Genomic DNA, 26,983 nt, shown 5'->3' on the forward strand with positions numbered 1-26,983 from the left:
AGCCCATGTCATTGCACGACTACAATGCCAAGCGCCGCTTCGACCAGACCCCGGAACCGGCCGGCGACACGCCCACACGCGCCAGCAAGCAGCCGATCTTCGTGGTGCAGCTGCATCACGCCAGCTCGCGTCATTACGACTTCCGTCTGGAACTCGACGGCGTGCTCAAGAGTTGGGCCGTGCCCAAGGGCCCCTCGTTGCGCGTTGGCGAAAAGCGCCTGGCGGTCGAGGTGGAAGACCACCCGTTGTCGTACGCCAGCTTCGAAGGCGATATCCCGCAAGGTCATTACGGGGCCGGGCATGTGGATGTGTTCGACCACGGGCATTGGCATTGCGAAGGCGATGCGTTGGCGGCGCTGGCAGCGGGCAAGCTGGAATTCGAACTGCAGGGCACGCTGCTGCGCGGCGGTTTTGCATTGGTGCGCACGCAGATGCGGGGCGGCAAACCACAGTGGCTGCTGTTCAAGCGCACCGATGCGTATGCGGCCGATCTGGATGCCGATGCGCTGGTGGCGCAGCAGACCGCCGACACATCGGCAGTGGCCGCGCCGGCGACCCGTGCCAAGGCCAGCCGGGCGCGGCGTGCGCCGACGGCAAAAGCGAGCGCCGCGACGTCGCCGGCGGCCAGCAAGCGCGCACGTCCAGGGCGTGCAAGTTCCAAGCGCTGGCATACCCGCGCCCTGGCGTTGGACGGCGCCCGCGATGCGCCATGTCCCACCGAGCTGCGCGCGCAACTGACCTTGCTGCGCGAGCAGGCGCCCGATGGCGAGCGCTGGTTGCACGAGATCAAGTGGGACGGCTACCGCCTGCTGGCCGATCTGGTCGATGGCGATGTGCAGCTGCGCTCGCGCAACGACCAGGCCTGGACGCAGCGCTTCCCGGAGGTGGTGCGCGCAGTGCAGGCCTTGCCGGTGCACGATGCGCGCCTGGATGGCGAGCTGGTGGTGCTGGACGCGCAAGGGCGCACCGATTTCTCGGCACTGCAACGTGCGCTCGATGGCAGCGTCACGCAGCCGCTGCGCTACATCGTGTTCGACCTGCTCGGCGTCGCCGGGGTGGATCTGCGCGACACCCCGCTGCTGCAACGCAAGCAATTGCTGCACGACTTGCTGGGCGAGGAGCCGGGCACGCTGGCGTTTAGCGACCATGTGATCGGCCACGGCCCGCAGGTGTTCGCGGCCAGCGCCGGCACTGGCTGGGAAGGCATCGTCAGCAAGCTCGCCGATGCGCGGTATCGCGCAGGACGCAGCGCCGATTGGGTCAAGACCAAGCACGAGGACAGCGACGAGTTCGTGGTGGTGGGCTACACCGATCCCAGGGGCGCACGCAGCGGCTTTGGCGCCTTGCTGATGGCGCAGCGCGACGGCAAGACGCTGCGTTATGTCGGGCGTGTGGGCACCGGATTCGACGATGCCTTGCTGGCAAAGATCACTGCGCTGCTGCAGGCGCTGCACAGCGACACCGCCACGCTGGAATTGCCGACGCACATCCCGGGGCGGCCACGCGATGTGCATTGGGTACGGCCGGTCTTGATCGCCGAGGTCGCCTTCCGCGGCTGGGCGAAGGAAGGCCTGCTGCGGCAGGCCGCGTTCAAGCGTCTGCGCGAGGACAAACCCATGAGCGAGTTGGGCGGCGACCGCGCCGCGCCGGGCAAGGCGCGTGCTGCAGGTAAAGGCAGTGCTGCGACAGCGACCGCCGCGCCTGCGCGCAAGGTGGCAACGAAGAAAACCTCCAGAACGACGGTCGACCCATCCACCAGCACCGCCAGCAAGCGCGTGCGGTCGACGGCATCGAAGACGACCGCGACCACGACATCCAAAAAGGCTGCAGCGCCCACGTCCACGGTCTCCAAATCCACGGCGCCCAAGTCCACAACATCCAGATCCACAACATCCAAATCCACAGCCACGTCGACGGACGGCATCACCATCACCCATCCCGAGCGGGTGGTGTTTCCCGCAGCGGGCATCAGCAAGGGCGATGTGGCCGACTATTACCGCGCAGTGGCGCCGCTGGTGCTGGCAGAGATCGCACGCCGCCCCTTGTCGCTGCTGCGCTGCCCCGATGGCGTCGGTGGCGACTGCTTTTTCCAGAAGCACGAAGGCCGCCACCTGGGCACGCACATCAAGGCGATTCCGCTGCAGCAGAAGAGCGGCACCGAGGATTACATCTACGTCGAAGATGCCGCCGGCCTGCTCGAGCTGGTGCAGATGAACACGCTGGAACTGCATCCCTGGGGCGCGCAGGTCGACGATGCGGAGCATCCGGATCGGCTGGTGTTCGACCTGGACCCGGGCGACGGGGTGTCCTGGGCCGACGTGGTGGCGGCCGCGCGCGACATCCGCGCCAAGCTGCGCAGCGCAGGCCTGGAGAGCGCGGTGCGCCTGTCCGGCGGCAAGGGCCTGCACGTGGTGGTGCCGATCGTGCCGGAAGCGGACTGGGAACAGGCGCGCGATTTCTGCGAGGCCTTCGCCCAGGCGCTGGCCACGCACGCCCCGGACCGCTACGTGGCCACCATGAGCAAGGCCAAGCGCCACGGCGTGATCTTCGTCGACTGGCTGCGCAACGGGCGCGGCAATACCAGCGTGTGTTCGTGGTCACTGCGCGCGCGCGAAAAGGCCACCGTCGCCGTGCCGCTACGCTGGGAAGAACTCGGCAAGATCAGCGGCCCGGATGCCTTCCCGATGGACAAGGCCCTGCAGCGCGCCAAGCGTCAGCGTGCAGATCCCTGGGAATCGGTGCTGGCGTTGCGGCAGTTCTTGCCCACTGCCGACAACGCGCGCTGAGCATAGCGGCGGCCACCAACGGCGCCGCCGCCCCCCGCGCAGGCTCAGCGCTGGCGCTGGGTTCCATCTGGCTTGGTCAAGGACGCGATACAGGGCGAGACGAAAAGGTTGCCCCGGTAGGCACCGGCTACCGTCTTGGAAAAGACGAGCCCCCACATGACCGCCAGCAACACCACCAGCGCCGTGCCCAGGCCTTGGAAAAACACCAGATGCAGGCTCGCTCCCAGGCGCAAGGTCGTTACCGCATACACCCCGAGCGGGAAGGTGAAACCCCACCAGCCGAGGTTGAAAGGAATGCCTTTCCTGACGTAGCGCGCGGTGATGAGCACCGCCAATGCCATCCACCACATGCCCAGCCCCCAGAACAGCAAGCCGCTGATAAGGCCAAGGCCGGCTGCCATGCTCCCGGCGGCACTCAATCCCTGCGCGGCAAAGATCGCCGGCGCATCGGCGCCGAGCACCAGCATGCCCAGCGCGCCGGTCCCGATCGGTCCCAACGACAACCAGCTGGATGCGGCCATGCTTTCGTGCGGAAGCTTGTGCAGTGCCATGCGTAGCAACAGGATGACCAGGATGCTCAGCGCCACCGGCACCGAGTAGGCCCACAGCACGTAACTGGTGATGAGTACCGTGTATTGGCCGGCCGTGTCGGCCAGTTGCGGTGCCAACAAGCCACCGCTGGCTGCGGCGACCTCCGCAGCCACCACAGGCAGCAGCCAGACGGCGGTCATCTGGTCGATGCTGTGCTGCTGCCGGGTGAACATCATGAAAGGGATCAGCACCCCGCATGCCAGCGACATGGCCACGTCGATCCACCACAAGGTCTCGACTAGCGGCAGCACTCCGCTCCCCCAGCGCGGCAGGCCATACAGCACAAATCCGTTGATGATGGTCGCCAGGCCCATGGGAATGGTGCCGAAGAACATCGAGACGGTGGAATGGCCGAAGATCTGCTTGGCTTCGTCGAAAAACAGCATCCAGCGGCTGGCATACAGGACGCTGAACACGACGAACAGCGCGATGTTGAAGCACCACAGCAGTTCCCCAATGGTCTTGAGCCAGGGCGCTGCAAACGGCAGCTGTCCCAAGGCAAGCGCAAGAATCCCGGTGCCCATGGTGGCGGCAAACCAGTTCGGGGTGAATTGCCGGATGGCTTCCCTGGGAGTGGAGAGGCCCGCCAGGGGCCGGTGGTCGCCGACGATGGCGCTCAGTCTGCTTTCACGCATGGCAATGGGTCCGTTTAGCGATGCAGAGGCGATGGAGCAAGTCTAGAGCGCGCCGGCTCATTCGGATAACGGGTAATATCGCTAACTGTTACCTGTCTGGAAGGTTATGCAGATGAGGCTGACCCTGCGTCAGATGCAGATCTTTTGTGCCATCGCCGAAACCGGCAGCACCACCGGCGGCGGGGTGGCGGTCTCGCTGTCGCAGTCGGCCACCAGCGCCTCGCTCAACGAGTTGGAGGGTGTGCTGGGAACGCGGTTGTTCGACCGTGTGGGCAAGCGGCTGGTCCTCAACACCGAAGGCCAGCGTCTGCTTCCGCAAGCCAGGCAATTGCTGGATGCGGCACAGCAGATCGAGGCGGCCTACCGGCCCGGTGCCGGCGACCGCAAGGCCCGCTTGCGGGTCGGATGCAGCACCACGATTGGCAACTACATCCTGCCGCGCCTGCTCGGAGCGCTGCGCAAGGCGGCCCCGTTGCTTCAGGTGGATGCCGACTTGGCCAACAGTGCCGCCATTGCACGCAAGGTGGCCGATTTTCAACTCGACATGGGGCTGATCGAAGGACCGTGCCACCTTCCTGAGCTACAGGCCGAGCCCTGGCTGGTGGACGAGTTGCTGATCGTCGTAGGGGCCCGACATCCGCTGGCCCACGCGTCGAAAGTGACGAAGGCAGATCTTCGCCGGGCCGACTGGCTACTGCGCGAATCGGGCTCGGGTACCCGGGAGGAAGTGGAATTGCTGTTGTTGCGTCACCTGCATGATTTGTCCGAGACGCAGCAGGTGGGAAGTTCGGAGGCGATCAAGCACACATTGGCGCAAGGCATCGGCATCAGTTGCCTGTCCCGCTGGGTCGTGAGCGACCTGCTGGCGTCAGGACAACTGGTGGCACTCACCGGTGTGCTTCCCTCGCTGACACGACGCTTCTTCCTCATCCGCCACCGCGAAAAGTTCGTCTCCCAGAGCCTGGACGCGTTCGGGAGGGCGTGCCGGAACTTCAAAGACGACGCGGGCGCAGCGACGCACCACGGTTGACCGCACCACTGCCAAGCCGATCGGAGCGCCAAGCGCCCGGTGACCGTGCAGTTCATCGAAGGTGACCAACGCGAAGCTCAAGCTTGTGCTTCTTCCATCCCACGCGTCACCCGGCTCAACGCATCGCTGCTGATCTCGGCAATCGAATGGGTGCCGGTCAGGGTCATCGCCACGCGCATCTCGCGCTCGATCAGGGTCAGCAGATTCTCCACGCCGGCCTGGCCGCCGGCCGCCAGCGCATAGACGAACGCGCGCCCCAGCAGCACCGCATCGGCGCCAAGCGCCAGCATGCGTACCACGTCCAGGCCGCTGCGGATGCCGGAGTCGGCCAGGATCTTCAGCTGCCCCTTTACCGCATCGGCAATGGCCGGCAATGCGCGCGCGCTGGACAGCACGCCGTCGAGCTGGCGGCCGCCATGGTTGGACACCACGATGCCGTCGGCGCCGAAGCGCACCGCATCGCGCGCATCGTCCGGGTCCAGGATGCCCTTGATCACCATCGGCCCGGTCCAGAACTCGCGGATCCATTCCAGGTCTTTCCAGGCGATGGACGGGTCGAAATTGGCGCCCAGCCAGCCGATGTAGTCCTGCAGGCCGGTCGGGCTGCCGCGGTAGGTCGAGATATTGCCAAGATCGTGCGGGCGACCCAGCAGGCCCACGTCCCAGGCCCAGCGCGGATGCGTCACCGCCTGCAGCATGCGCCGCAGCGACGCGTTGGGCCCGCTCATGCCCGAGTGCGCATCGCGGTAGCGCGCGCCCGGCGTGGGCATGTCCACGGTGAACACCAGCGTGGTCACCCCGGCCGCCTTGGCGCGCTCCAGCGCGTTGCGCATGAAGCCGCGGTCCTTGAGCACGTACAGCTGGAACCACATCGGCCGCGTGATCGCCGGCGCCACTTCCTCGATCGGGCAAACCGACACCGTGGACAGCGTAAACGGGATCCCGCGTGCGGCCGCCGCGCGCGCGGCCTGCACTTCGCCTCGCCGCGCGTACATGCCGGTCAGCCCGACCGGCGCCAACGCCACCGGCATCGCCAGCGTCTCGCCGAACAGCTCGGTGCTCAGGCGCAGGTCCGACATATTGCGCAGCACCCGCTGGCGCAGCGCGATATCGGCCAGATCCGAGACATTGCGCCGCAAGGTGTGCTCGGCGTACGCGCCGCCATCGATGTAGTGGAACAGGAACGGCGGCAGGCGTGCCTGCGCAGCGGCACGGTAGTCGGAAGCGGCGGAAATGATCATCAAAGACGAACGGCAGCTACGGGGTAGCCGCTGAGTGTAAGACCATCGGTGTGGCAGGTGGACCGCTGCGCGTTCGGCCGGCTGGAAGCGGACATGGCGTGACTCCGTGGCGATGGGGTGGGTTGGTCGTGCCAGTGTGCGGACGCGCCGCATCGACGACGGGAGCCGCGGTCATCGCCCACCACCTGCCGGAAGTCACTTTCTGCATGTACACCATTGCCGCGCCGCCGCGCGGCCGTCAGCATCGCCGCATGACCTCTTCCCTGTTTCATCGCTTGCAACCGCTGCGTCTGGCCGGCGCGTTCACCATTGCCGCGGTGGCGTTGTCGTTCGTGCCAGACGCCTCACCGCAGGGCGCCTGGCGCTGGGGCGCGCTGGCCGGCTTCACCGCGTTGTTCCTGCTGCACACCGTGTTGCCGCCAATGCATGCATTGCGCAATGGCGCAACGCTGCTGCAAGCGGTCATGGCGCTGCTGCTGGTCTGGATGGAACCGCGTGCCGGCACCGCCCCGGTGCTGCTGGTCATGCTGGTGGCGCAGGCGGGCATGACCTGGCCGCCTGCGCGCGTGCTGCTGCTGGCGCTGGCGTTGAACGCGGGCATGTATGCGCTGCTGGTGCAGGCCGGGTTCGAGCGCGCGTGGTTGATCGTCGGCATCTACGCCGGTTTCCAGGCCTTCGCCGCGCTGACCGCGCATTACGCGCGCACTGCCGAGCGCGCGCGCGATGCGCTGGCCTACGTCAATGCCGATCTGCTGGCCACCCGCGCGCTGCTGGCCGACAGTGCGCGCGATGCCGAGCGTTTGCGGCTGGCGCGCGAGCTGCACGATGTGGCCGGTCACAAACTCACCGCCATGCGCATCAATCTGCGCCTGCTCGGCGCCGACGCGGCACTGGCACGGCGCGAGGAGATTGCGGTGGTGGAGCAGCTGTCGGCCGAACTGCTGTCGGACATCCGCAACGTGGTGCAGTCGCTGCGCGACGATCAGGGCCTGGATCTGCACACCGCCTTGCGCGCGCTGGCCGCACCGTTCCCGCGCCCGGCGCTGCGCCTGCAGATCGCCCCGGGCGTGCGCATCACCGATGCCTGCGTGGCCGAGCTGCTGTTGCGGCTGGTACAGGAGGCGCTGACCAACGCGGTGCGGCATGCCGACGCCAACGAGGTCGCGGTGCGCCTGCACTGCGCGGGCGCGCAGCTGTACGTGGACATCTGCGACGATGGCCGCCGCGCCGAGCGCATCCGCGAAGGCAACGGCATCACCGGCATGCGCGAACGCCTGGCTGCCCTGCACGGGCAGCTTGAACTTGGCCGCACACCCACTGGCGGCATGCACCTGATGGCGAGGCTACCGGCATGAGTGCACATCGCATCGCGCTGGCCGACGACCAGATCCTGGTTCGCGCCGGCCTGCGCGCGCTGTTGCAGCAACAGGGCGTGGAGGTGGTCTGCGAGGCCGACGACGGCCAGGGCCTGCTGGACGCGCTCGTCAGCACCCCGGTGGACGTGGTGCTCAGCGACATCCGCATGCCCGGCCTGGACGGCATCCAGGCACTGCAGCAATTGCGCGCCCGCGGCGACCGCACCCCGGTGCTGCTGCTGACCACCTTCGACGACAGCGAGCTGCTGCTGCGCGCCACCGAGGCCGGCGCGCAGGGCTTTTTGCTCAAGGACGCCGCCCCGGAAGACCTGCGCGAGGCGATCGAGCGGGTCGCCCACGGCGAGACCCTGCTGCAGCCGGTCAGCACCGACCCGGTGCGCGCGCGTTACCAGTTCCGCGACCAGCAGCCCCCGCGCGAGACCTTCAGCGAGCGCGAGGTGGCGATCCTGCGGCTGCTCGCCGGCGGCTATTCCAACAAGGAGATCGCCCGCACCCTGTTCCTGGCCGAAGGCACGGTGAAGAACTACGTCTCCACCATCCTGGAGAAGCTCGGTACCCGCGACCGCACGCGCGCGGTGTTGAAGGCGATCACGTTGCGGGTGATTTGAGGGCGGGGAAACGGGAATCGGGATTGGGGAATCGTAAGAAGGGCAGCGCCCATCAGCGCATCGCGATACTCGTCGGGACACACATCCTTGGGCAGCAGCCGGGGGCGATGGCGGGCGTCTTCACGCATCGCCATTCGGCAGCGTGTGGTGCGCCTTCGGCTGTCTCGCCAGCAAGCCGACGATGCGCGCGCGTTCCGTGTCTTGGCGTCGCCAGGCGGGCGCCACGCAGCATCCGCTCCGCACCGCTGGTGGCCAACGCAGCTCGCCCCAAAGTGCGTCACACGCTCTAAAATGCCGCCAGCATCTTGCTGACCAGGAGTCCACGTTGATCATCCATCCCAAAGTGCGCGGCTTCATCTGCACCACCACGCATCCGCTTGGCTGCGAGCGCAATGTGCTCGAGCAGATCGCCGCCACACGTGCGCGCGGCGTGCGCAATGACGGCCCGAAGAAGGTCCTGGTGATCGGCGCGTCCAGCGGCTACGGCCTGGCCTCGCGCATCACCGCCGCCTTCGGTTTCGGCGCCGACACGCTGGGCGTGTTCTTCGAAAAACCCGGCAGCGCCAGCAAGGCCGGCACCGCCGGCTGGTACAACTCCGCTGCGTTCGACAAACACGCCAAGGCCGCGGGCCTGTACAGCAAGTCGATCAACGGCGATGCGTTTTCCGATGCCGCGCGGGCGCAGGTCATCGAGCTGATCAAGACCGAGATGGGCGGCCAGGTCGACCTGGTGGTGTATTCGCTGGCCTCGCCGGTGCGCAAGCTGCCCGGCACGGGCGAAGTGAAGCGCTCGGCGCTCAAGCCGATCGGCCAGACCTATACCGCCACCGCCATCGACACCAACAAGGACACCATCATCCAGGCCTCGATCGAGCCGGCCAGCGCGCAGGAGATCGAAGACACCATCACCGTGATGGGCGGGCAGGATTGGGAGCTGTGGATCGACGCGCTGGAAGGCGCCGGCGTGCTCGCCGACGGCGCGCGCAGCGTGGCCTTCAGCTATATCGGCACCGAGATCACCTGGCCGATCTACTGGCACGGTGCGCTGGGCAAGGCCAAGGTCGACCTGGACCGCACCGCGCAGCGGTTGAATGCACGCCTGGGCAAGCATGGCGGCAGCGCCAATGTGGCGGTGCTCAAGTCGGTGGTCACCCAGGCCAGCGCGGCGATTCCGGTGATGCCGCTGTATATCTCCATGGTCTACAAGATCATGAAGGAAAAGGGTCTGCACGAAGGCACCATCGAGCAGCTCGACCGCCTGTTCCGCGAGCGCCTGTACCGCGACGACCGCCAGCCTGCCGACGTGGACGACGAAAACCGCCTGCGCCTGGACGACTGGGAACTGCGCGACGACGTGCAGGACGCCTGCAAGGCGCTATGGCCGCAGGTCACCACCGAGAACCTGTTCCAGCTCACCGACTACGCCGGCTACAAGCACGAGTTCCTCAAGCTGTTCGGCTTCGAGCGCGACGATGTGGATTACGACGCCGATGTGGAGACGGACGTGAGCTTCGACTGCATCGAGTTGGGGTGAATCGGGAATCGGGAATGGGGAATCGCAAGAGCGGTACTCCGTGCTTGGTGTCGCCAGCTCGATGCGTCTGAGAACGGCCGGCAGATGATGCCGGCCGTTTTCATAGGGGCCGGTGGTGGGGGTGGTGCGTGGCTCCGCGGCGCGATGCGCGATCGGCCGCGTTGGTACGGCGCGCTGCTGCAGTGTTGCGTCGTGGCTCCCGGTTACTTAGTCGACGAGCTCGGCGACGCCTTCATTGCCGACGTAGTGGATGGCGCAACGTCGAACGGCCGTACCCTCATCCGCCCTTCGGGCACCTTCTCCCGAGGGGAGAAGGGATCGGTCCGCGTGTGGCTCACTGAAGTGGAGCGGGGAACAGATGCAGCGGGCGGCGTGACGGCCGCCCGGTAGGTTTGTTAGCCACGCTTGACCGGATCGCGCCGCTGCGCGCTGCAGACGCTGCCGCGTTTCAACCAGATGGGGCGACCAGCAGACTGAAGCGCCAGCGCTTTCAGCCCTTGCGATTCCCGATTCCCCACTCCCGATTCACCGCCGCACATCAAACCGCGCATCCCCCACGCAGGCCTGCACATCGGCCACCGACAGCGGATTGAAATCGCCGGGAATCGAGTGCTTCAGGCAGCCTGCCGCCAGGCCGAAGCGCGCCGTGTCCTCCAGCGACCAGCCTGCGATCAGGCCGTGCAGCACGCCGGCCGCGAAGGCGTCGCCGCCGCCGATGCGGTCGATGATCGGGGTCAGTTCCTCGCTGGGCGCGCGCGCCACCGCGCCACTGCGCGGCACCAGCATCGCGCCCAGGCTGTGGTGGTCCACGGTGTGCGTCACGCGCTGCGTGCAGGCCATCAACTGCAGCTGCGGGAATGCGGCAAACGCCTGCTGCGCGGCCGCTTCCACGCGCGCTTCCAGCGTGTCCTGCGGGAATTCGCCGCTCAGCACCACGCCGATGTCGCGGTAGTCGGCAAACACCACATCCGCACAGGCGAACAGCTGGTGCAGGATGCCGCGCGCATCGCCCTGCCAGCGTTGCCATAGCTTGGGCCGGTAATTGCCGTCGAACGAGACCTTGACCCCGGCCGCACGCGCCGCGCGTGCGGCCGCCAGCGTGGCCTGCGCCACGTCCGCGCCCAGCGCCGGGCTGACCCCGGACAGATGCAGCCACTGCACGCCCTCCAGCAGGGCCGGCCAGTCGTAGGCATCGGCCGGGGCCAGCGCAAACGCCGAGTCGGCGCGGTCGTAGACCACTTCGCTGGGGCGGTGGATCGCGCCGGTGGTCAGGAAATACAGGCCCATGCGGCCGTCCACCCGCCGTACGTGGCGCGTGTCCACGTCGTGGCGGCGCAATTCGCCCAGCACCGCCGCGCCCAGCGGGTTGTCGGCCACCGTGCTGACCATCGCCACGTCATGGCCGAAATGCGCCAGCGATACGCCGACATTGGCCTCGGCCCCGCCGCAATGCACGTCCAGCCGCGGCTGCTGCAGCAGCAGCTCGTGACCAGGCGCCCCCAGGCGCAGCAACAACTCTCCAAAGCACAGGATACGGGCACGACTCATGTGGCAATTACCTCGGCTGTGTGGTGCGTCACGGTGTGGGGGGAACCGCTGCGCGTCAGGATGACCATCGGTGTCATTCTAGCCGGCGCCGAACGCACCGGACGAGGTCCATGATGCGACGCGCAGTGACCGCATGCACCCCTTTTGTGCAAATTTGGTGACGTTTTCTGCTGCGCTGCAAGATGTTACGGGAGGATTCAGCTGGTAACGTCGTTTTGACCAGCGGTGTCATTGCCGCTCGCAACCAGACTTTCATGTTGTTCATGGACCCTTGGGAGGGGAGGACATGCAATTTCGCACCACCAGCCGGAAGACACCGGTTACCTTGCTGGCGTTGTCGATCGGCCTTGCGCTGAGCGGCCACCTGGCAGCACAAGAAACCACCCAAGCGCCTGCAGAACCGGCCGTCGACCTGGATACCGTCACGGTGACCGGGTACCGCGCCTCGGTGGAAAAGGCCCTGGACATCAAGCGCGGCGAAGCCGGCGTGGTCGATGCGATTGTCGCCGAGGACATCGGCAAGTTCCCCGACCTCAACCTGGCCGAGTCGCTGCAGCGCATCCCCGGCGTGGTGATCACCCGTGAGGCCGGCGAAGGCCGCGCCATCTCGGTGCGCGGCCTGGGCCCGGAGTTCACCCGCGTGCGCATCAACGGCATGGAAGCGCTCACCACCGTGGGCGCCGGCGACCAGAGCGGCGGCACCAACCGCGGCCGCGGCTTCGATTTCAACGTCTTCGCCTCGGACCTGTTCTCTCAGCTGATCGCGCGCAAGACCGCCTCGGCCGATGTGGAAGAAGGCTCGCTCGGCGCCACCGTCGACCTGCGCACCGCGCGTCCGTTCGACTACAACGGCTTCACCTTCGCCGCCAGCGGCCAGGCCGCCTACAACGGCATGGCCGAGAAGGCCAACCCGCGCGTGGCCGCGCTGATCGCCAACACCTGGGCCGACAACACCTTTGGCGCCCTGCTGTCGGTGGCCTATACCGAGCGCGAGGTGCTGGAAGAAGGCGCCAACACCGGCCGCTGGGCCAACGGCCCCAGCAACGGCAACTTCAGTGCCGCCTCGCCGTTTGCTGCGGCGCGCTCGGCCGATGTCTACCACCCGCGCTTCCCGCGTTACACCCAGCAGATCCACGACCAGGAGCGCCTGGGCGTCACCGGCTCGCTACAGTGGAAGCCCACAGAGCGCACCACGCTGTCGCTGGATGCGTTGTATTCCAAGATCGACGCCAAGCGCGACGAGCGTTACATCGAAGCGATCTCCTTCAGCCGCAACCGCGACGGGCTCACCCCGCGCCGGCCCGAGCGCGACGGCAAGCCGAGCACCATCGTGCGTAACGGCGAGATCCGCAACAACGCGCTGGTCTATGGCGAGTTCGACAATGTCGACATCCGCTCGGAAAACCGCCACGACGAGTGGAACACCAAGTTCACCCAGGTCAGCCTGGACCTGGAGCATCGCTTCAACGACGACTTCAGCATCAATGCCCGGGCCGGCACCTCGCGCTCGGCGCACGAAAACCCGGTGCAGACCACCATCATCATGGACAAGTACGACGTCGACGGGTACAGCTACGACTACCGTGGCAACAGCCGCGCGCCGGTGCTGAACTACGGCATCGACCCGACCAATCCCACCGGCTGGGAACTGGCCGAAATCCGCTTGCGTCCGCAGTCGGTGGACAACGACTTCGACACCGGCCAGATCGACTTCAACTGGAACATCAGCCCCGGCTTCCGCCTCAAGGGCGGCGTGCTGGCCAAGAACTACAGCTTCAGCACCGTCGAGCTGCGCCGTGCCAACGAACTGGCCGTGCCCACCTTCGCCAACGGCAGCACCATCGTGCCGGCAGACCTGACCGAACAGGCCGGGCTCAAGGGCATCAACGGCAGCCCGTCCAGCTGGGTCGTGCCCAACCTGGATGCGGTAGCCGACCTGTTCGGCATCTACAGCAACAGCGGCAGCTTTGCCGTGGCACCGCGCGTCAACAACAGCCGCAGCGTCGAGGAAAAAGATCGCGGCGTGTGGTTGATGGGCGAGTTCTCCACCGACCTGGGCTCCATCCCGCTGTCGGGCAACTTCGGCGTGCGCTATGTGCGCACCGAGCAGGAATCCACCGGCTATGCGCTGATCAACAACGCACCGGCGCTGACCACCGTGGGCCGCAAGTACAACAACACGCTGCCCTCTTTCAACCTGGTCGCCGAGCTGGTGCCTGACCTGTTGTTGCGCCTGGGCGCGGCCAAGGTCATGAGCCGCCCGGGCCTGGGCAGCCTCACCCCCGGCGTGACCGTGGCGGTGGCTGGTGGTGCGCGCACCGTGGCCGGCGGCAACCCGGATCTGAACCCGATCGAAGCAACCAACGTCGACCTCGGCCTGGAGTGGTACTTCAACGAAGGCGCCATGCTCGGCGTCGGCCTGTTCTACAAGGACATCGAGAGCTTCATCCAGACCGCGCGCGAAGTGCGTCCGTATTCCAGCAGCGGCCTGCCGGCCTCGTTGCTGGACGGCACCGGCGCCACCGTCAACGACGACTTCGCCTTCAGCATCCCGCTCAATACCCCGGGCGGCGAATTGAAGGGCGTGGAAGCCAACTACACCCAGCCCTTCACCTTCCTGCCGGGCAAGTGGGCCAACCTGGGCGTGCAGCTCAACTACACCTGGGTCGATTCGCAGATCCAGTACCTGGCCAGCAGCGGCGCGCCGGTGATGAAGAACGACCTGCTCGGGCTGTCGCGCTCGTCGTGGAATGCCACGTTGTTCTACGAAGGTGAGTCCTTCGCCGGGCGCGTGTCGGCCACCAACCGCGACGACTACCTTACCCAGGCACCGGGTGCGGAAACCGGCTTCAACGTCGACGGCGTGCACGGCATGACCGGCACCACCATCCTCGACGCCTCGCTGCGCTACAAGATCAGCAAGCAGCTGGAGCTGAGCCTGGAAGGCATCAACCTCACCAACGAAGCTTCCGACGAATGGGTGTCCTCGCCGCGTACCGGCCAGCTGCCGCTGCAGTACGCCGAAACCGGCCGCCAGTACCTGCTGGGCCTGCGCTACAAGTTCTGAGCCGCTGTCCGCCCGCTGCGCGCATGCGCAGCGGGCCCCGATCCGACGCTTGATCGCTGCGCATGCGCTGGCTTGGTGCACGCATGCAACGCGGTGGGCGTGATGTTTGAAGCGTCAGGCACCACGCAGCGGACAGTCGCCCGACGACTGCGCAGCGGTGCTGTCGGTCGCTCATGTCGACGCCGATGGCCTTGGGGGCTGAGCGCGTCGTTGCAGCCAGTGCCATGGAGAGAGCCGCCTCATGCAAGCCCGTTCGTGTCGTCCTGCCTCTGCGGCAGGCGCCTGCCTGTCCGCCGCGCGTCTGTCGGTGGCCATCGTCCTGGCCTTGCACGGTGTGAGCGCTGCCGCGCAAACCGTCGGCCCACCGGCCACACCGCCCACCGATGCGGTGGACCTGGACCGCGTGCAGGTCAAGGCCACCTACCGCGAAAGCCTGCAGCAATCGCTCGATGCCAAGCGCTACAGCGTGGAGCAGGTGGATGCCATCTATGCCGAAGACATCGGCAAGTTTCCCGATCTGAACCTGGCCGAATCGATGCAGCGCATCGCCGGCGTCTCCATCGACCGCGAAGGCGGCGAGGGCAAGCAGATCTCGGTGCGCGGCCTGGGCTCGGACTTCACCCGCGTGCGCATCAATGGGCTGGAAGCGCTGGCCACCGCCGGCAGCGGCAGCGATGGCGTCAACCGCAGCCGCGGTTTCGACTTCAATACCTTCGCCTCCGAACTCTTCAGCCGCGTCACCATCAGCAAGACCCAGTCGGCGCAGATGGACGAAGGCTCATTGGGCGCAACGGTCGACCTGCGCGGCTCGCGCCCGTTCGACTTCGACGGCTTCGAAGCGGCCGCGTCCACCCAATACGGCTACAACGATCTCTCGCGCGAAAAGGACCCGCGTTTTTCCGGCCTGATCAGCAACATCTGGGCCGATGGCCGCGTCGGCGCGCTGATGTCGGTGTCCTACAGCGAGCGCCACCTGCGCGAGGAAGGCTACAACCCGGTGCGCTGGGAGCACGGCAACTACCGCAACTCCAACCAGAGCACCGCCACCAACAACGGCACCTATGGCTTCTGTTCGCCGGTGGGCTACAACCCGCAGACCCCGCGCAACCCGCTGGCCAACGAAACCCCTGCCGGCATCGGCTCGCAGGCCAACCAGGACCGCAACAACGGCTGGGGCAGCTACGGCATCAGCGCCACCAACTGCGGCACCGGCATCGCGCGCCCGGCCAACACCCCGGAGAACATCCAGGCCTACGAAACCGCCACCAACGCCTGGATTCCGCGCTACCCGCGCTACATCCGCACCGACCACGAGATCAAGCGCCTGGGCGTCACCGGCGCGCTGCAGTTCAAGGTCAGCGACGACACCCTGCTGAACTTCGACATGCTGTATTCCAAGCTGGACAAGGACCAGCGCGAAGACTCGGTCGGCGCCAACCTGCACCGCACCGCCAACTTCGGCGGCAAGACCCAGATCGCCGTGCGCGAGGCGCAGGTGGACGACCAGAACCGCCTCACCTACGGCGTGTTCGACAACGTCGACTTCCGCACCGAATCCAGCAACATCGAAGAATCCACCGAGTTCAAGCAGTTCAGCCTGGACCTGCAGCACCGCTTCAACGACCAGGTGCGCGTCAATGCATTGGTCGGCCACTCGACCTCGGACTACGAACGCCCCGAGTTTTCGATGGTGAGTTTCGACAACACCAACCTCGATGGTTTTGTGTTGGACCGGCGCGGTGGCGGCGATTACCCCAGCATGAGTTTCCCCTTCGATGCGGGTAACCCGAATAACTGGCAGTGGCTGGGCTACGGCGCAGTGCCGGTCAACAGCAACGGCACCGCGCGCGGCACCAACATCAGCGAGGTGCGGCTCAACCCGCAATCGGTGGGCAACACCTTCGATACCGCCAAGGTGGATCTGGAATTCAACATCAGCCCCACCTTCACCTTCCGCACCGGGCTGGCCTACAAGAACTACGACATGGACACGTCGGAGTCGCGCAACATTTCCTACGGGCGCCTGACGCAGGCCTTGCCGGCCGGTGTGGGCGTGGGCGATTTGAGCACCAACCTGGACGGCTTCGGCCGCAGCTTGAACGGCAGCTTCCCCACCACCTGGGTGATTCCGGATTTCCAGAAAGTCGCCGACCTGCTCAACATCAATTGCGACTGCGACACCGGCGTGCCCGGTGGCGACTACCGCCTGGCCGATGTCGGCCACTTCGGCTCGTCCAACAACAACTTCGCCGTCAACGAAAAGAGCCTGGGCACCTACCTGCAGCTGGACTTCAACACCGACCTGTGGGGGCGCGCGCTGCGCGGCAACCTGGGCGTGCGCTATGTGCAGACGCAGATCGCCGCCAGTGGCTATGCCCCGTGCACAGCCACCGCCGCTGGTGCGATTTCGCCCAACTGCGAATCGTTCTTCGGCGTGGCCAGCGCCACCGCCGCGGCCGGCGAGCGCCTGCTGGTGCCCACCACGGTCAATCACAACTACCGCGACATCCTGCCCTCGTTGAACCTGTCCTGGGATGTCAGCGACGAGGTAGTGCTGCGCTTCGGTGCGGCCAAGACCATGGCGCGCCCCACGCTGGCGTATCTGTCGCCCAGCGTCAGCGGCGGCCCTACGCAGTATTTCGACGACGGGCGCTTCTTCTCGATCAACCTGGGCAACCCCAAGCTGGACCCGTTCCGCTCCACCAACTACGACCTCAGCGCCGAATGGTATTTCCGCGAGGGCTCGCTGCTGTCGGCGGCGGTGTTCTACAAGGACATCGACAGCTACGTGCAGCGCACCCGCGTGCTCAGCACCTGGGAAGCGATGGGCTACTCGCTGGACCTGCTGCCGGCAGGCTTCACGCCAGACACCATCTTCAACGTGCAGAGCTACTTCAACACGCCCGGCGGCCCGCTCAAGGGCTTCGAGCTGACCTACCAGCAGGCCTTCGACTTCCTGCCCGGCTTCTGGCGCAACTTCGGCATCCAGCTCAACTACACCCAGGTCGATTCCAAGATCAATTACCTGTTCAGTACCGCCGGCAGCAGCAACACCAGCATCACCACCACCGCTACCGAGCGCGACCTGCTCAACCTCTCGCCGCAGTCCTACAACGCCACCGTCTATTACGACGACGGCCGCTTCAGTGCGCGCGTGTCCACCAGTTATCGCGATGGCTACATCAACAACATCCTCGCCCAGGAAGACGTCTACGACCTGGATGGCAAGCGCCTGGTCACCGCCGACGTGACCGGCAAATACAGCGTGGAAAACGTGGATTTCAACATGTCCTACAAGCTCAACGACCAGCTGTCGCTGACGTTTGAGGCCATCAACCTGCTCGACACCCCCGACCGCCGCTACGTCGATTCCACGCTGGAACTGCCCGACAAGTACACCGTCACCGGGCGCCAGTACTACATCGGCGCGCGCTACAAGTTCTGACAGGAGAGCGACATGCAATTGCATCGCAGAACCGTCTTACGTCAGTTGGCCGCCACCGCGTTGGTGGCCGTGGCAGGCCTGTGCAGCAACGCCGCCATCGCCGCCGACCCGGTCTACACCGTGGCCAAGCAGGGCAGCGCCGGCTACCGCACCGTGCAGGCCGCCATCGACGCGGCCGTGCAGGGCGGCAAACGCGCGCAGATCACCATCGGCGCCGGCACGTATCAGGAACTGATCGTGGTGCCGTCCAACGCCCCGGCGCTCAGGCTCACCGGCGCCGGCCCCACCCAGACCGTCATCACCTACAACAACTACGCCGCACGCATCAATCCAGCCACCGGCACCGAGTACGGCACCTCCGGTTCGTCCAGCGTCATCATCGCCGGCAACGACTTCACTGCAGAAAAACTCGCCTTCGGCAATCACGCCGGCCCGGTAGGGCAGGCGGTGGCGGTGCGCGTGGATGGCGATCGCGCCGCGTTCCGCAACGTGCGCTTTCTCGGTTATCAAGACACGCTGTATCTGCGCAATCCCACGCTGTCCTACTTTCTGGATTGCTATGTGGAAGGCACCGTCGATTTCATCTTCGGCGGCGGCACCGCACTGTTCGAAAACGCCCAGCTGCACTCGCTGGGCGACGGCTACCTCACTGCCGCCTCCACCCCGCAGGAAAGCGCACACGGCTTCGTGTTCCGCAATGCACGCGTCACCGCTGCCAGCGGCGTATCGCGCGTGTTCCTGGGCCGGCCGTGGCGGCCGTACGCCAGCGTGAGCTTCATCAGCAGCCAGCTTGGCGCGCACATCGTGCCCGAGGGCTGGAACAACTGGGGCAACACCGCCAACGAGGCCACCGCCCGCTACAGCGAATACCAGAGCAGCGGCGCCGGCGCCAACCCGTCGCGCCGGGTCAAGTGGTCGCGTCAGCTCAGCGCCGCGCAAGCCGCCGCGCTGGATCGCAACACCATCCTCGGCACCTGGAGGCCGTTCTGATGATCCGTTCGCACCTGCTCCGTTTTCACACGCTCGCCTTCGCTGGCGCCTTGCTGCTGGCACCGCTGTCCGCACTGGCCGACAAGATTGCCGACAACATGCTGCTGCTGCAGACCGCCTCCGGCGGCTGGTCCAAGCAGTACAAGGGCGTGGCCGTGGACTACACCCGCACCTTCACCGCTGCGGAAATCGCCGAGCTGCAGCAACCCGGGCGCAAGGACGACGCCACCATCGACAACAAGGCCACCACCTACGAGATCGGCTATCTCTCCACCCTTTACAAGACCGAGAAGAACGCCAAGTACGTGGCCGCCGCCAAGCGCGGCGTGGATTACCTGCTCACCGCGCAATACGCCAACGGCGGCTGGCCGCAGTTCTACCCGGACCTGTCGTCCTACCATCACCAGATCACCTACAACGACGATGCGATGGTGCGCGTGCTCAACCTGCTGCAGGACATCAGCGAGGGCAAGGGCGACACCGGCGCGCTGCTGCGTGCCAGCCACGGCGCACGCGCGCGCCAGGCGGTGACCAAGGGGCTGGAGTGCGTGCTCGCCACCCAGGTCAAGATCGGCGGCACCCTCACCATCTGGGGCGCGCAGTACGACGAGGTCACGCTCAAGCCGGCCAAGGCACGCGCGTATGAGCTGGCGTCGCTGGCCTCCGGCGAGTCGGTGAACATCGTGCGCTTTTTGATGCGCCAGCCCAACCCGTCCGTGCAGATCAAGACATCGGTCGAGGCCGCTGCAGGCTGGTTCGATACCCACCGCATGCGCGATCTGGCCACCAAGAAGATCGACGACCCCACCCAGGAAACCGGCCAGGACGTGATCCTCGTCGCGCAACCGGGTGCGTCACTATGGGCACGCTTCTACGACCTGCAGAATCAACGCCCGCTCTATGCCAACCGCGACGGCAAGGCCTTGACCGAGTACATGCAGGTGCCCAACGAGCGCCGCGTCGGTTATGCCTGGCACGGCACCTGGCCGGACAAGCTGTTGAAGGACGACATTCCCAAGTGGCGTACCGCCAACGGTCTGTAAGTGCGTCGTCGCCACCGCGTGCAAGCGCGCGGTGGCTGTTTTACGTTTTGGAATTGACGAGGTGAGCGTGTCGAAGTTCTTGTTGGGAATGTTGTGCCTGATCGCGCTGCCGGTGAGCGCGGCCACCACCACCGAGCCGGAGCTGTTGTTCCGGGTGTCGGCCGACCGCGACCTGCAGGCCGATGTGGCCCGCGGCGACGGCGTGCCCAACTTCCGCGACAAGATCACGCTGGTGCCCACCGGCAAACGCGGCAACGCCATCGAATGGGCCGACGACGGCGTGCTGTCGTGGAATGCGCCCGGCAATCTCTACACCCAGCGCGGCACGCTCGGCTTCTTCTGGCGCGCGCGTTATCCCGTGGGCGAAGCGCCGTTCGTGATCTTCCGCGTCGGCTACGCCGACCACACCAGCTGGGACATGGCCTGGCTGCGCATCGACTGGAACGGCCACGGCTTCGATGCCTTCGTCACCGACGCCAACCTCGCGCGCACCCGCGTCTCCTTCAAGCTCGACAAGGCCCCGGCTGCCAGCGACTGGACCCACATTGCGTTTGCCTGGGACGAAACCCGCGGCGTGCGCCTGTATGTCGATGGCAAGGAAGCCGCACGCGTGGACTGCGGTGCGCCCTGCGCCAACGGCGGCGCGCTCGACTTCGACGCCGCGCTCGACCAGTTCGGCCTGGCCGGCCGCGTGATGTCACCGCACCAGGTGCAGAGCCGCTACAACTTTTTGCGCGGCAGCGACTTCGACGAGATCCGCATCTACGACCGCATGCTCGACGCCAGCGGCGCCGCCGCGCTCGCACGCCTGCAGGAGCCCGCCACCGCCGAGCTGGCCACACCGGCATCGCAACACGCCGCCTTCCTGCACCGTTACGGCTGGGACAACGGCCACGCACCGCCTGCACTCACCGCACCGGTCACCCGCATCCGCAAGGTGGAGTTCACCGACGCGCGCGACCTCAAGCAATGGATGTGGAAGGCCACCGACGGCATCGCCGAAACCACCTGGCCCGGCGTCTACAACCGCTCGCGCCTGCCGGGGCGCGACGACTACTTCCAGCTACCCGACTGGAACACCTACGTCGAAGGCGGCAAGGCGCTGGACCTCACCCTGCCGGACGAGCCGGTCAACCGTATCGAACTGCGCGGCGCCGCCTACGGCCAGGCCACTTACGCCGCGCCCAACGCACAGGCGCAGCCGCTGTTCGCGCGCAGCCAGGGCGTGGTGCGCAGCGTAGACCAGTTCGCCCAGCGCCGCGGCGGCACGCTGCGCTTTGCCAACACCGCGCAGGAAACCCCCATCCAGGAAATCTGGGCCTACAACGTGCAGCCAGGCGAGGTACCCAAAGGCAGCGCGCAACTCAGCTACACCGTGCGCAGCGACATCCAGCCCGACTACGACAACCTCGCCCCCTTGCGCGATGTCATCGCCGGCCGCTACCCGCCAGGCGAGCGCCAGACCGTCATCGCGCTGCCCACCAAGGCACCCGCACGCAAGCGCCCCAGCGACAAGGCCGCAGCGAGTGCGCAGCAACCCATCGCGCACATCCTGGTGCCGTCCAGCCTGGGCAACCCGCCGCCGGACCAGGCGCTGATGCGCAGCTGGTCCTATGGCTGGGAGAACATGCACGACGGCCTGGACGGCATCGCCATCACCCTGCCGGCGCTCAACCTGCCGGCCACCCACAACGGCAGCATCCCGCTCAACATCCGCATCAAGGACCCCATCTGGCCCGCGCGCGACATGATCGACGTCTCCGTCGCGGTCGCCCCCGGCCAGGCCCGCACGCTGTGGCTGGACCTGCGCGACAGAATCCTCAGCAACGACAGCCTGATGCTCAGCATCGCCGCCGCCGCGCCCGGCTTCGATGCCAACGCGCTCGACGGCACCCAGCTGCAACTGGTGTTCAAGCCTCGCGCCGAGGCACTCAAGGAACACGTCGCCGACCGCTTCAACCAGGTCAAGGACAACTGGGGCTTTCTGGTGGAAGAACACACCACCTCCAAGCGCCAGCTGCTCTACAAGCGGCTGGATGCGGACATCACCGACCTGCTGCGCGTGGACCCGGACCACGCGCTTGGACGCGAATACTGGAACGACATCAGCTACGCCAACCAGGGCACGCTGCCCGTGGACATGCCGGCCGTGCCCAAGGGCGTGCCCGCCTGGGCGTTCTGGCAGCTGCAAGACCTCAGCGCCACCCGCCGCTACATCCGCTGGTGGATCGAGCAGCGCCAGGTGGCCTACGGCGATTTCGGCGGCGGCATCTCCGACGACTCGGACCTGGTGCAGCAATGGCCCGGCGTCGCGCTGATGGGTGTGGACCCGGACATGCTCAACGCCTCCATGCTGGCGCTGTCCGATGCCAACTACCGCAACGGCATGTTCACCAACGGCCTGTCCACCATCGAAACCGACGAGCTGCACTCGTATGAGGAGGGCATCAACCTCAACAGCGCCCTGTTGTACCTCAACTGGGGCGACCCACGCACCGTCGAGCGCCTGATGCAAACAGTGAAAGCCTTCGACACCATCATCCAGGTCAACCCGCAGGGCCACCTGCTGTTCGCCAGCAACTGGTTCGGCGGCCGCAAGGTCTACCGCGAGCCCAACTGGCAATGGCAAAAACCGTACTCCTTCCCCATCGTGCACCCGGCCATCCTGCTGGGCGGCTATAACGCCGACCCCAACAGCCGCCGCATCGTCACCGGGTTAGCGGATGGCTATCTCGCCCACGCCTACACCAATGCCAAGGGCAACTGGGCGCTGCCCAACGAGATCAACTGGCAAACCGGCAAAACCCGCGGCGGCGAACTGTTCGAAGGCAGCGGCGGCGCCGACACCTTGCACACCTTCTGGGCCGCCTATCGCTTCACCGGCGAGCAGCGCTATCTCAAGCCGATTAACTACCGCGTCGCCAACAGCGGCCCCAATGGCCTGTCGCTACTCAACGAAAACTTCCTCGATGTCATGGGCAAGCGCAGCGACTGGAGCAGCAAGCTCATCGACGCCGCAAAGAAGGACGACGGCAGCGCCCCGGACTTCCCGCACCACGTGGCCTGGGAGCAGACCGGCAACTTGGATTATCTCGCCGCCATTTACCGCAGCGAGGCAAGAGAGAAACTGCAGAACTTCTACATGAACACCGAAGGCCACTGGTGGAGCGACCGCGTGGAATCCCCCACAGTCAACCTGCAGCGCGCACGCCTAGGCGGCGTGGCGCTCAAGCGCAATCAAACCTACCCCGGCCACACCGTCAGCTGGCGCTTCGCCGATCCAGAAGCGGCAACGCAAGTAGCCATCGCCATCCCCGCACCCCAGCAAGACCGCTTCACCGTCATCGCCTACAACACCTCCAGTAAACCTCAGCGCGCCAGCATGACCGGCTGGAACGTCGCCCCAGGCCAATGGCGCATCACCCAAGGCGTGAGCAAAGGCAATGATGGCAAGCTCGACAGCAACGCCAAGACGCAAGAGCGCGCTTTCGAAAAAAGCGCGGCCATCGACATCGACTTCCCCGCAGGCCGCACCACCGTCCTGCAGCTCGAACGCATCGCAGCCACCACCCCGGTCGAACTGCGCCCGGACCTGGGCATCGGTCACGGCGACGTGCGTGTGACTGCCGATGCCATCGAAGTGACTGTGCACAGCCTCGGCCATGCCGATGCGCCGGCCGGGTTTGTGGTGTTAGTGGATGGGCGGGGGAAGGAGCTGGCGCGGGGCGCGTTTCCGGCGTTGGAGGCTCCGCGGGATTTAATGCCTAGGTCGGCGGTTGTGCAGTTGGCGGTGCCGGCTGGTAGCGCTGGTAAGGGCAAACGGTTGCGCGTTGTGACGGAAGGTGAGGTTGGTGAGGTGACTCAACGTAACAACACGTTGGCATTGCCATGAAAGCAGGCAGCGAGCTCAAGTGGCAGATTCACCAGATCTCGGCGTTAGGGCGCAAGTAAATCGGCGTAATAGGATGAGTCCGCAAGGAAGCGGCGTAACACCGGCGTCAGAGGCAGAGACCCAGCTGAAAAACGATGAGCTTCAAAGATGTCTAGCAATTGACCGCAGTCAGGGAGTCGGCGAGTATTGTGTTATGCCGCGCTTACGTGGTCCATTAAATATTTAGGCCAAGGAAAAGTTTCATGGCAACTTATGGAAACGGCACTATTTTACCGATCAAATTCCGTGCCACTATAAAACTCGGAGATACCGTTCACGATCTCGGAGATTTTGATTCTGAGGAAGATGCTCAGAACGCGATTGAAATTGCAGAAGCGGAATGGGAGCGCGACCTTCAGGATGCTGCTTCGCCACCTAAAACAATCAAGTGTCACGATTGCGACGGATCAGGTACATTCAAAGGCGAAGAATGCAATATGTGTTTGGGAAATGGCTGGATTGCAGAGTAAACGTCTGGCCCAACGATTCGTCCAAGCCGGCGCTGCTTCGCGGCACGGCTTAACTCATTTGTTAGCTAGCAAATGCAGCCACGGGGAGGCCGCTGTGTCAGGAAAATTTCTAGGAGTTGATGGGCGATACCATTCGGCTGGGTCTTTTCTTGGCACTGATGGCAAGTACCACCCAAAAGGATATTTCCTCGGCACAGATGGTAGATACCATCCAGCAGGCTCGTTCTTGGGAGCCGATGGCAAGTATCGCCGAAGGGGTGAGTTCGTGGGGACCGACGGAAATTACCACCCAAAGGGACAGTTCGTAGGACAAGACGGCAAGTATCATCCTGCAGGCTCGTACGCCGGCCAGGACGGCCAATACCACGAGCAAGGTGCTTTTCTTGGTCAAGACGGTAGGTACCACCCAAAGGGATGCTTCCTGGGTCAAGACGGCAAATACCACTATGCTGGCTCGTTCATAGGCACCGACGGCAAGTACCACTTGGCTGGCTCCTTTATCGGTACAGATGGCAGGTACCATCCTAGAGGTTCTTTCATCGGCGTACACGGCCGCTACGAGGAACCGTCGGGTCTCGCAGAGCAAGAGCGTCGCAATCAAACCGGTGTGGACTGCTAGCTAACAGTTCATACAAGCCGACGCCGCTTCGTGGCGCGGCTTAACCCAGGTGTTAGGCATTGGAAACAGTCCTTCATTAATTCGATTTGAATCGGAGCGAAACATGGCTTTTAGCGACGACAATGGCGGATTCGCTTTTGCTTGTGATGATGCAAAGATGTCAATCTGTGTAAGCACGTGGAATACACGTTTGTCACAGATAGCGCGCGTGACTGGGCCCATCTTCGTAATGACTAGGCTTCTGCCAGATGCCAACTACATCTCTCAAATTATTAGCAAACGCCCGAGCGATATCTTCATAATCGCAAACAGCGCCGCACATGCCAGCGCACAATCTATTAAGCGAAGTTTTCCTAACATTCGAATCGTTCTTCATTCAAGGAACAATGCCAAAGTTGTCTTGGTTGCTCCGGACACCGTCTGGGTCTCAAGCTCTGATTTTGGCAAGAGCGAACAGATTGAGTCGGCGGTCGGCATGCATTCTGAGGCGCTCTACAAGAGAACTCTGGATACGCTTTTCAACAAAGTTTGGGCAGGGTCGCAGGAGATCCAGTAATGCGGCCAGCACCTAACAATTCATTTAAGCCAAACCCGCTTCGCGGGTTGGCTTGATTCAGGTATCAGTCCTCAACTTCAACTATAAAAATGGACAGCGACCAAATGCCAAATAAACAGCTAGCTCTGATTCCCCACGTTGAAGAAGGGGAAGTAATACCCCAACGATCAGCGGATGGTTACATAAGTGCAACTGCACTCTGTAAATCTGTTAACAAGCAGTTCTCGCACTACCATGCTCTGAAAGCAACAAAAGAATTTATCTATGAGCTTTCAAAGCAAACGGGAATGCCCGAAGATCAGCTGGTTCATGTAATTGCCGGAGGAAATCCACAGCTTCAAGGGACTTGGGTACATCCTTACATAGCCATCAATCTTGGGCAGTGGCTATCTCCAAAATTTGCCGTTAAAGTTTCTCAGTGGGTCACAGAATGGCAGCAAGGCGCGTCGAAGCCTGTAATGCCTGTGCACATTGAACGGTATCTTATGAACAGAGGAAAGATTCCGTATACACATTTCTCTATGCTAAATGAGTTGACGCTTGGTCTCATTGCCCCACTGGAACAGGCTGGCTATACGCTTCCCGAGAATCTAGTGCCTGACATCTCAGAGGGAAAGATGTTCTGTAAATGGCTGAGGGATGTAAAAGGTATTGAGCCAAATAATTTTCCTAACTACATTCACTCTTATCCTGACGGCCGAAACATTAAAGCACGCCTATATCCACTAGAGCTTTATGAGGATTTTCGCATTCACTTCAACGAAAAATGGCTTATCGACCATGCACCTAAGTACTTTGGTGCTAGAGATATACAAGCTCTTGGCTACGTTAAAACGCTGCTTTTGCCGGCACCGTAGTAAGGAATAGCAATTCATTCAAGCCGAACACGCTTTTCCTTTCGGCTTAACTCAGGGGTTAGACGCGCAGAAAACATATGCACTACTCAGAAGAGCAGATCGTTAATCTTGAAGAAGAACTGGAAAATTGCCTTAGAGGGCTGTACCGATTGCAAGGCAGTTGTGCTGAGGAAGCCCAACGCACAGATAGCCCCAAAGCCACTGAGTACCTAAACCATGGTGTGAATCGTCGACTAATAACTCTTCGTCACGCTTTGGCTAAAATCTTTATGAACCTCCCGCCGGATCTACAGAATCCAGCATCGAGGGAGAGCGTCTTAGACGCTCAAGTCAATCTCTATGCATTCCTGATTGGTGTGGTCGGAATCTTTGACAACCTTGCTTGGGCCTATGCGTACCACCATGATATTCAGGAATTGCTGCGAAAAAAACAGTCTGTTGATCTATTCAAGAAAAAAACACAAGATCACTTTCGTCAGAAATCGTTGTCTATCTGATTTCGGAAGAAACTACATCTTGGCATCAAGATCACTTCAGAGGCTACAGGGACGCGCTTGCTCACCGCATCCCTCCATACATCCCAACAGTGTTTGTAAGGCAAGAGGATTCTTTGCTGTATCAACAGCTCTCAGAGCAAAGGGTGATCGCTCAGGTGG

Annotated in this window: 17 protein-coding genes; 14 read left to right on the forward strand and 3 right to left on the reverse strand. The window is 64.2% G+C overall.

Annotated elements, in window-relative coordinates; all coding sequences use genetic code 11:
• Nucleotides 1-5: 5 nt before the first annotated feature.
• Nucleotides 6-2,786 carry a non-homologous end-joining DNA ligase gene (gene ligD / locus XaplCFBP3123_RS20620; protein WP_104535727.1) on the forward strand — a complete coding sequence of 927 codons (2,781 nt, stop codon included), beginning with the start codon at nt 6-8 and terminating at the stop codon, nt 2,784-2,786.
• Between the two features lie 44 nt (nt 2,787-2,830).
• Here ligD and XaplCFBP3123_RS20625 read toward each other — a convergent pair whose 3' ends face one another.
• Nucleotides 2,831-4,012, reverse strand: coding sequence for a TDT family transporter (locus XaplCFBP3123_RS20625; RefSeq protein WP_104535728.1), 1,182 nt, complete (start codon nt 4,010-4,012; stop codon nt 2,831-2,833).
• Between the two features lie 112 nt (nt 4,013-4,124).
• On the opposite strand from XaplCFBP3123_RS20625, the gene XaplCFBP3123_RS20630 reads away from it, so the two are divergent.
• Complete coding sequence (locus tag XaplCFBP3123_RS20630; protein WP_047129873.1) at nt 4,125-5,042, forward strand: LysR family transcriptional regulator; 918 nt, start codon at nt 4,125-4,127, stop codon at nt 5,040-5,042.
• A gap of 77 nt (nt 5,043-5,119) precedes the next feature.
• On the opposite strand, the gene lldD is transcribed toward XaplCFBP3123_RS20630, so the two are convergent.
• Complete coding sequence (gene lldD, locus XaplCFBP3123_RS20635) at nt 5,120-6,283, reverse strand: FMN-dependent L-lactate dehydrogenase LldD (RefSeq protein WP_104535729.1); 1,164 nt, start codon at nt 6,281-6,283, stop codon at nt 5,120-5,122.
• Between the two features lie 206 nt (nt 6,284-6,489).
• Between lldD and XaplCFBP3123_RS20640 the strand changes: the two genes are divergently transcribed.
• From XaplCFBP3123_RS20640 to fabV, 3 genes are all read left to right on the forward strand, one after another.
• Nucleotides 6,490-7,638 (forward strand): sensor histidine kinase, encoded by a 1,149-nt coding sequence (locus XaplCFBP3123_RS20640; protein WP_104535730.1) that lies wholly within the window; start codon nt 6,490-6,492, stop codon nt 7,636-7,638.
• Nucleotides 7,635-8,267 carry a response regulator transcription factor gene (locus XaplCFBP3123_RS20645; RefSeq protein WP_104535731.1) on the forward strand — a complete coding sequence of 211 codons (633 nt, stop codon included), beginning with the start codon at nt 7,635-7,637 and terminating at the stop codon, nt 8,265-8,267. Before XaplCFBP3123_RS20640 ends, XaplCFBP3123_RS20645 begins: the two co-directional genes overlap by 4 nt.
• 325 nt (nt 8,268-8,592) lie before the next feature.
• Nucleotides 8,593-9,801, forward strand: coding sequence for an enoyl-ACP reductase FabV (fabV, locus tag XaplCFBP3123_RS20650; protein WP_104535732.1), 1,209 nt, complete (start codon nt 8,593-8,595; stop codon nt 9,799-9,801).
• A gap of 525 nt (nt 9,802-10,326) precedes the next feature.
• Here the strand turns inward: fabV and XaplCFBP3123_RS20660 are convergent.
• Nucleotides 10,327-11,349 carry a sugar kinase gene (locus XaplCFBP3123_RS20660; RefSeq protein WP_104535734.1) on the reverse strand — a complete coding sequence of 341 codons (1,023 nt, stop codon included), beginning with the start codon at nt 11,347-11,349 and terminating at the stop codon, nt 10,327-10,329.
• A 286-nt stretch (nt 11,350-11,635) separates the two neighbouring features.
• Between XaplCFBP3123_RS20660 and XaplCFBP3123_RS20665 the strand changes: the two genes are divergently transcribed.
• The 9 genes from XaplCFBP3123_RS20665 to XaplCFBP3123_RS21345 all read left to right on the forward strand — a co-directional run bounded on the left by XaplCFBP3123_RS20665 (nt 11,636) and on the right by XaplCFBP3123_RS21345 (nt 26,824).
• Nucleotides 11,636-14,416, forward strand: a complete 2,781-nt coding sequence (locus XaplCFBP3123_RS20665; protein WP_104535735.1) for a TonB-dependent receptor — start codon at nt 11,636-11,638, stop codon at nt 14,414-14,416.
• A 241-nt stretch (nt 14,417-14,657) separates the two neighbouring features.
• The gene (locus XaplCFBP3123_RS20670) at nt 14,658-17,861 is read left to right on the forward strand and encodes a TonB-dependent receptor (RefSeq protein ID WP_104535736.1); all 3,204 of its coding nucleotides are present in this window, start codon (nt 14,658-14,660) and stop codon (nt 17,859-17,861) included.
• 12 nt (nt 17,862-17,873) lie between these two features.
• Nucleotides 17,874-18,851 (forward strand): pectinesterase family protein, encoded by a 978-nt coding sequence (locus XaplCFBP3123_RS20675; RefSeq protein WP_104535737.1) that lies wholly within the window; start codon nt 17,874-17,876, stop codon nt 18,849-18,851.
• Entirely contained in the window at nt 18,851-19,894 is a 1,044-nt protein-coding gene (pelA, locus tag XaplCFBP3123_RS20680) for a pectate lyase (protein ID WP_104535738.1), read from the forward strand. Before XaplCFBP3123_RS20675 ends, pelA begins: the two co-directional genes overlap by 1 nt.
• Nucleotides 19,895-19,982: 88 nt before the next feature.
• Nucleotides 19,983-23,786: a LamG-like jellyroll fold domain-containing protein gene (locus tag XaplCFBP3123_RS20685; RefSeq protein ID WP_429001643.1), complete on the forward strand. Its 3,804-nt coding sequence runs from the start codon at nt 19,983-19,985 to the stop codon at nt 23,784-23,786.
• Nucleotides 23,787-24,028: 242 nt separating this feature from the next.
• Nucleotides 24,029-24,295: a hypothetical protein gene (locus XaplCFBP3123_RS21340; protein WP_146091407.1), complete on the forward strand. Its 267-nt coding sequence runs from the start codon at nt 24,029-24,031 to the stop codon at nt 24,293-24,295.
• Between the two features lie 722 nt (nt 24,296-25,017).
• The gene (locus XaplCFBP3123_RS20695; protein ID WP_104535741.1) at nt 25,018-25,470 is read left to right on the forward strand and encodes a hypothetical protein; all 453 of its coding nucleotides are present in this window, start codon (nt 25,018-25,020) and stop codon (nt 25,468-25,470) included.
• 89 nt (nt 25,471-25,559) lie between these two features.
• Nucleotides 25,560-26,327, forward strand: coding sequence for a KilA-N domain-containing protein (locus XaplCFBP3123_RS20700; protein ID WP_253254275.1), 768 nt, complete (start codon nt 25,560-25,562; stop codon nt 26,325-26,327).
• 77 nt (nt 26,328-26,404) lie between these two features.
• Nucleotides 26,405-26,824, forward strand: coding sequence for a hypothetical protein (locus XaplCFBP3123_RS21345; RefSeq protein ID WP_146091408.1), 420 nt, complete (start codon nt 26,405-26,407; stop codon nt 26,822-26,824).
• Nucleotides 26,825-26,983: the final 159 nt, after the last annotated feature.

Source organism: Xanthomonas arboricola pv. populi (assembly GCF_002939945.1).
GTDB classification, from domain to species: Bacteria; Pseudomonadota; Gammaproteobacteria; order Xanthomonadales; family Xanthomonadaceae; genus Xanthomonas; species Xanthomonas arboricola_A.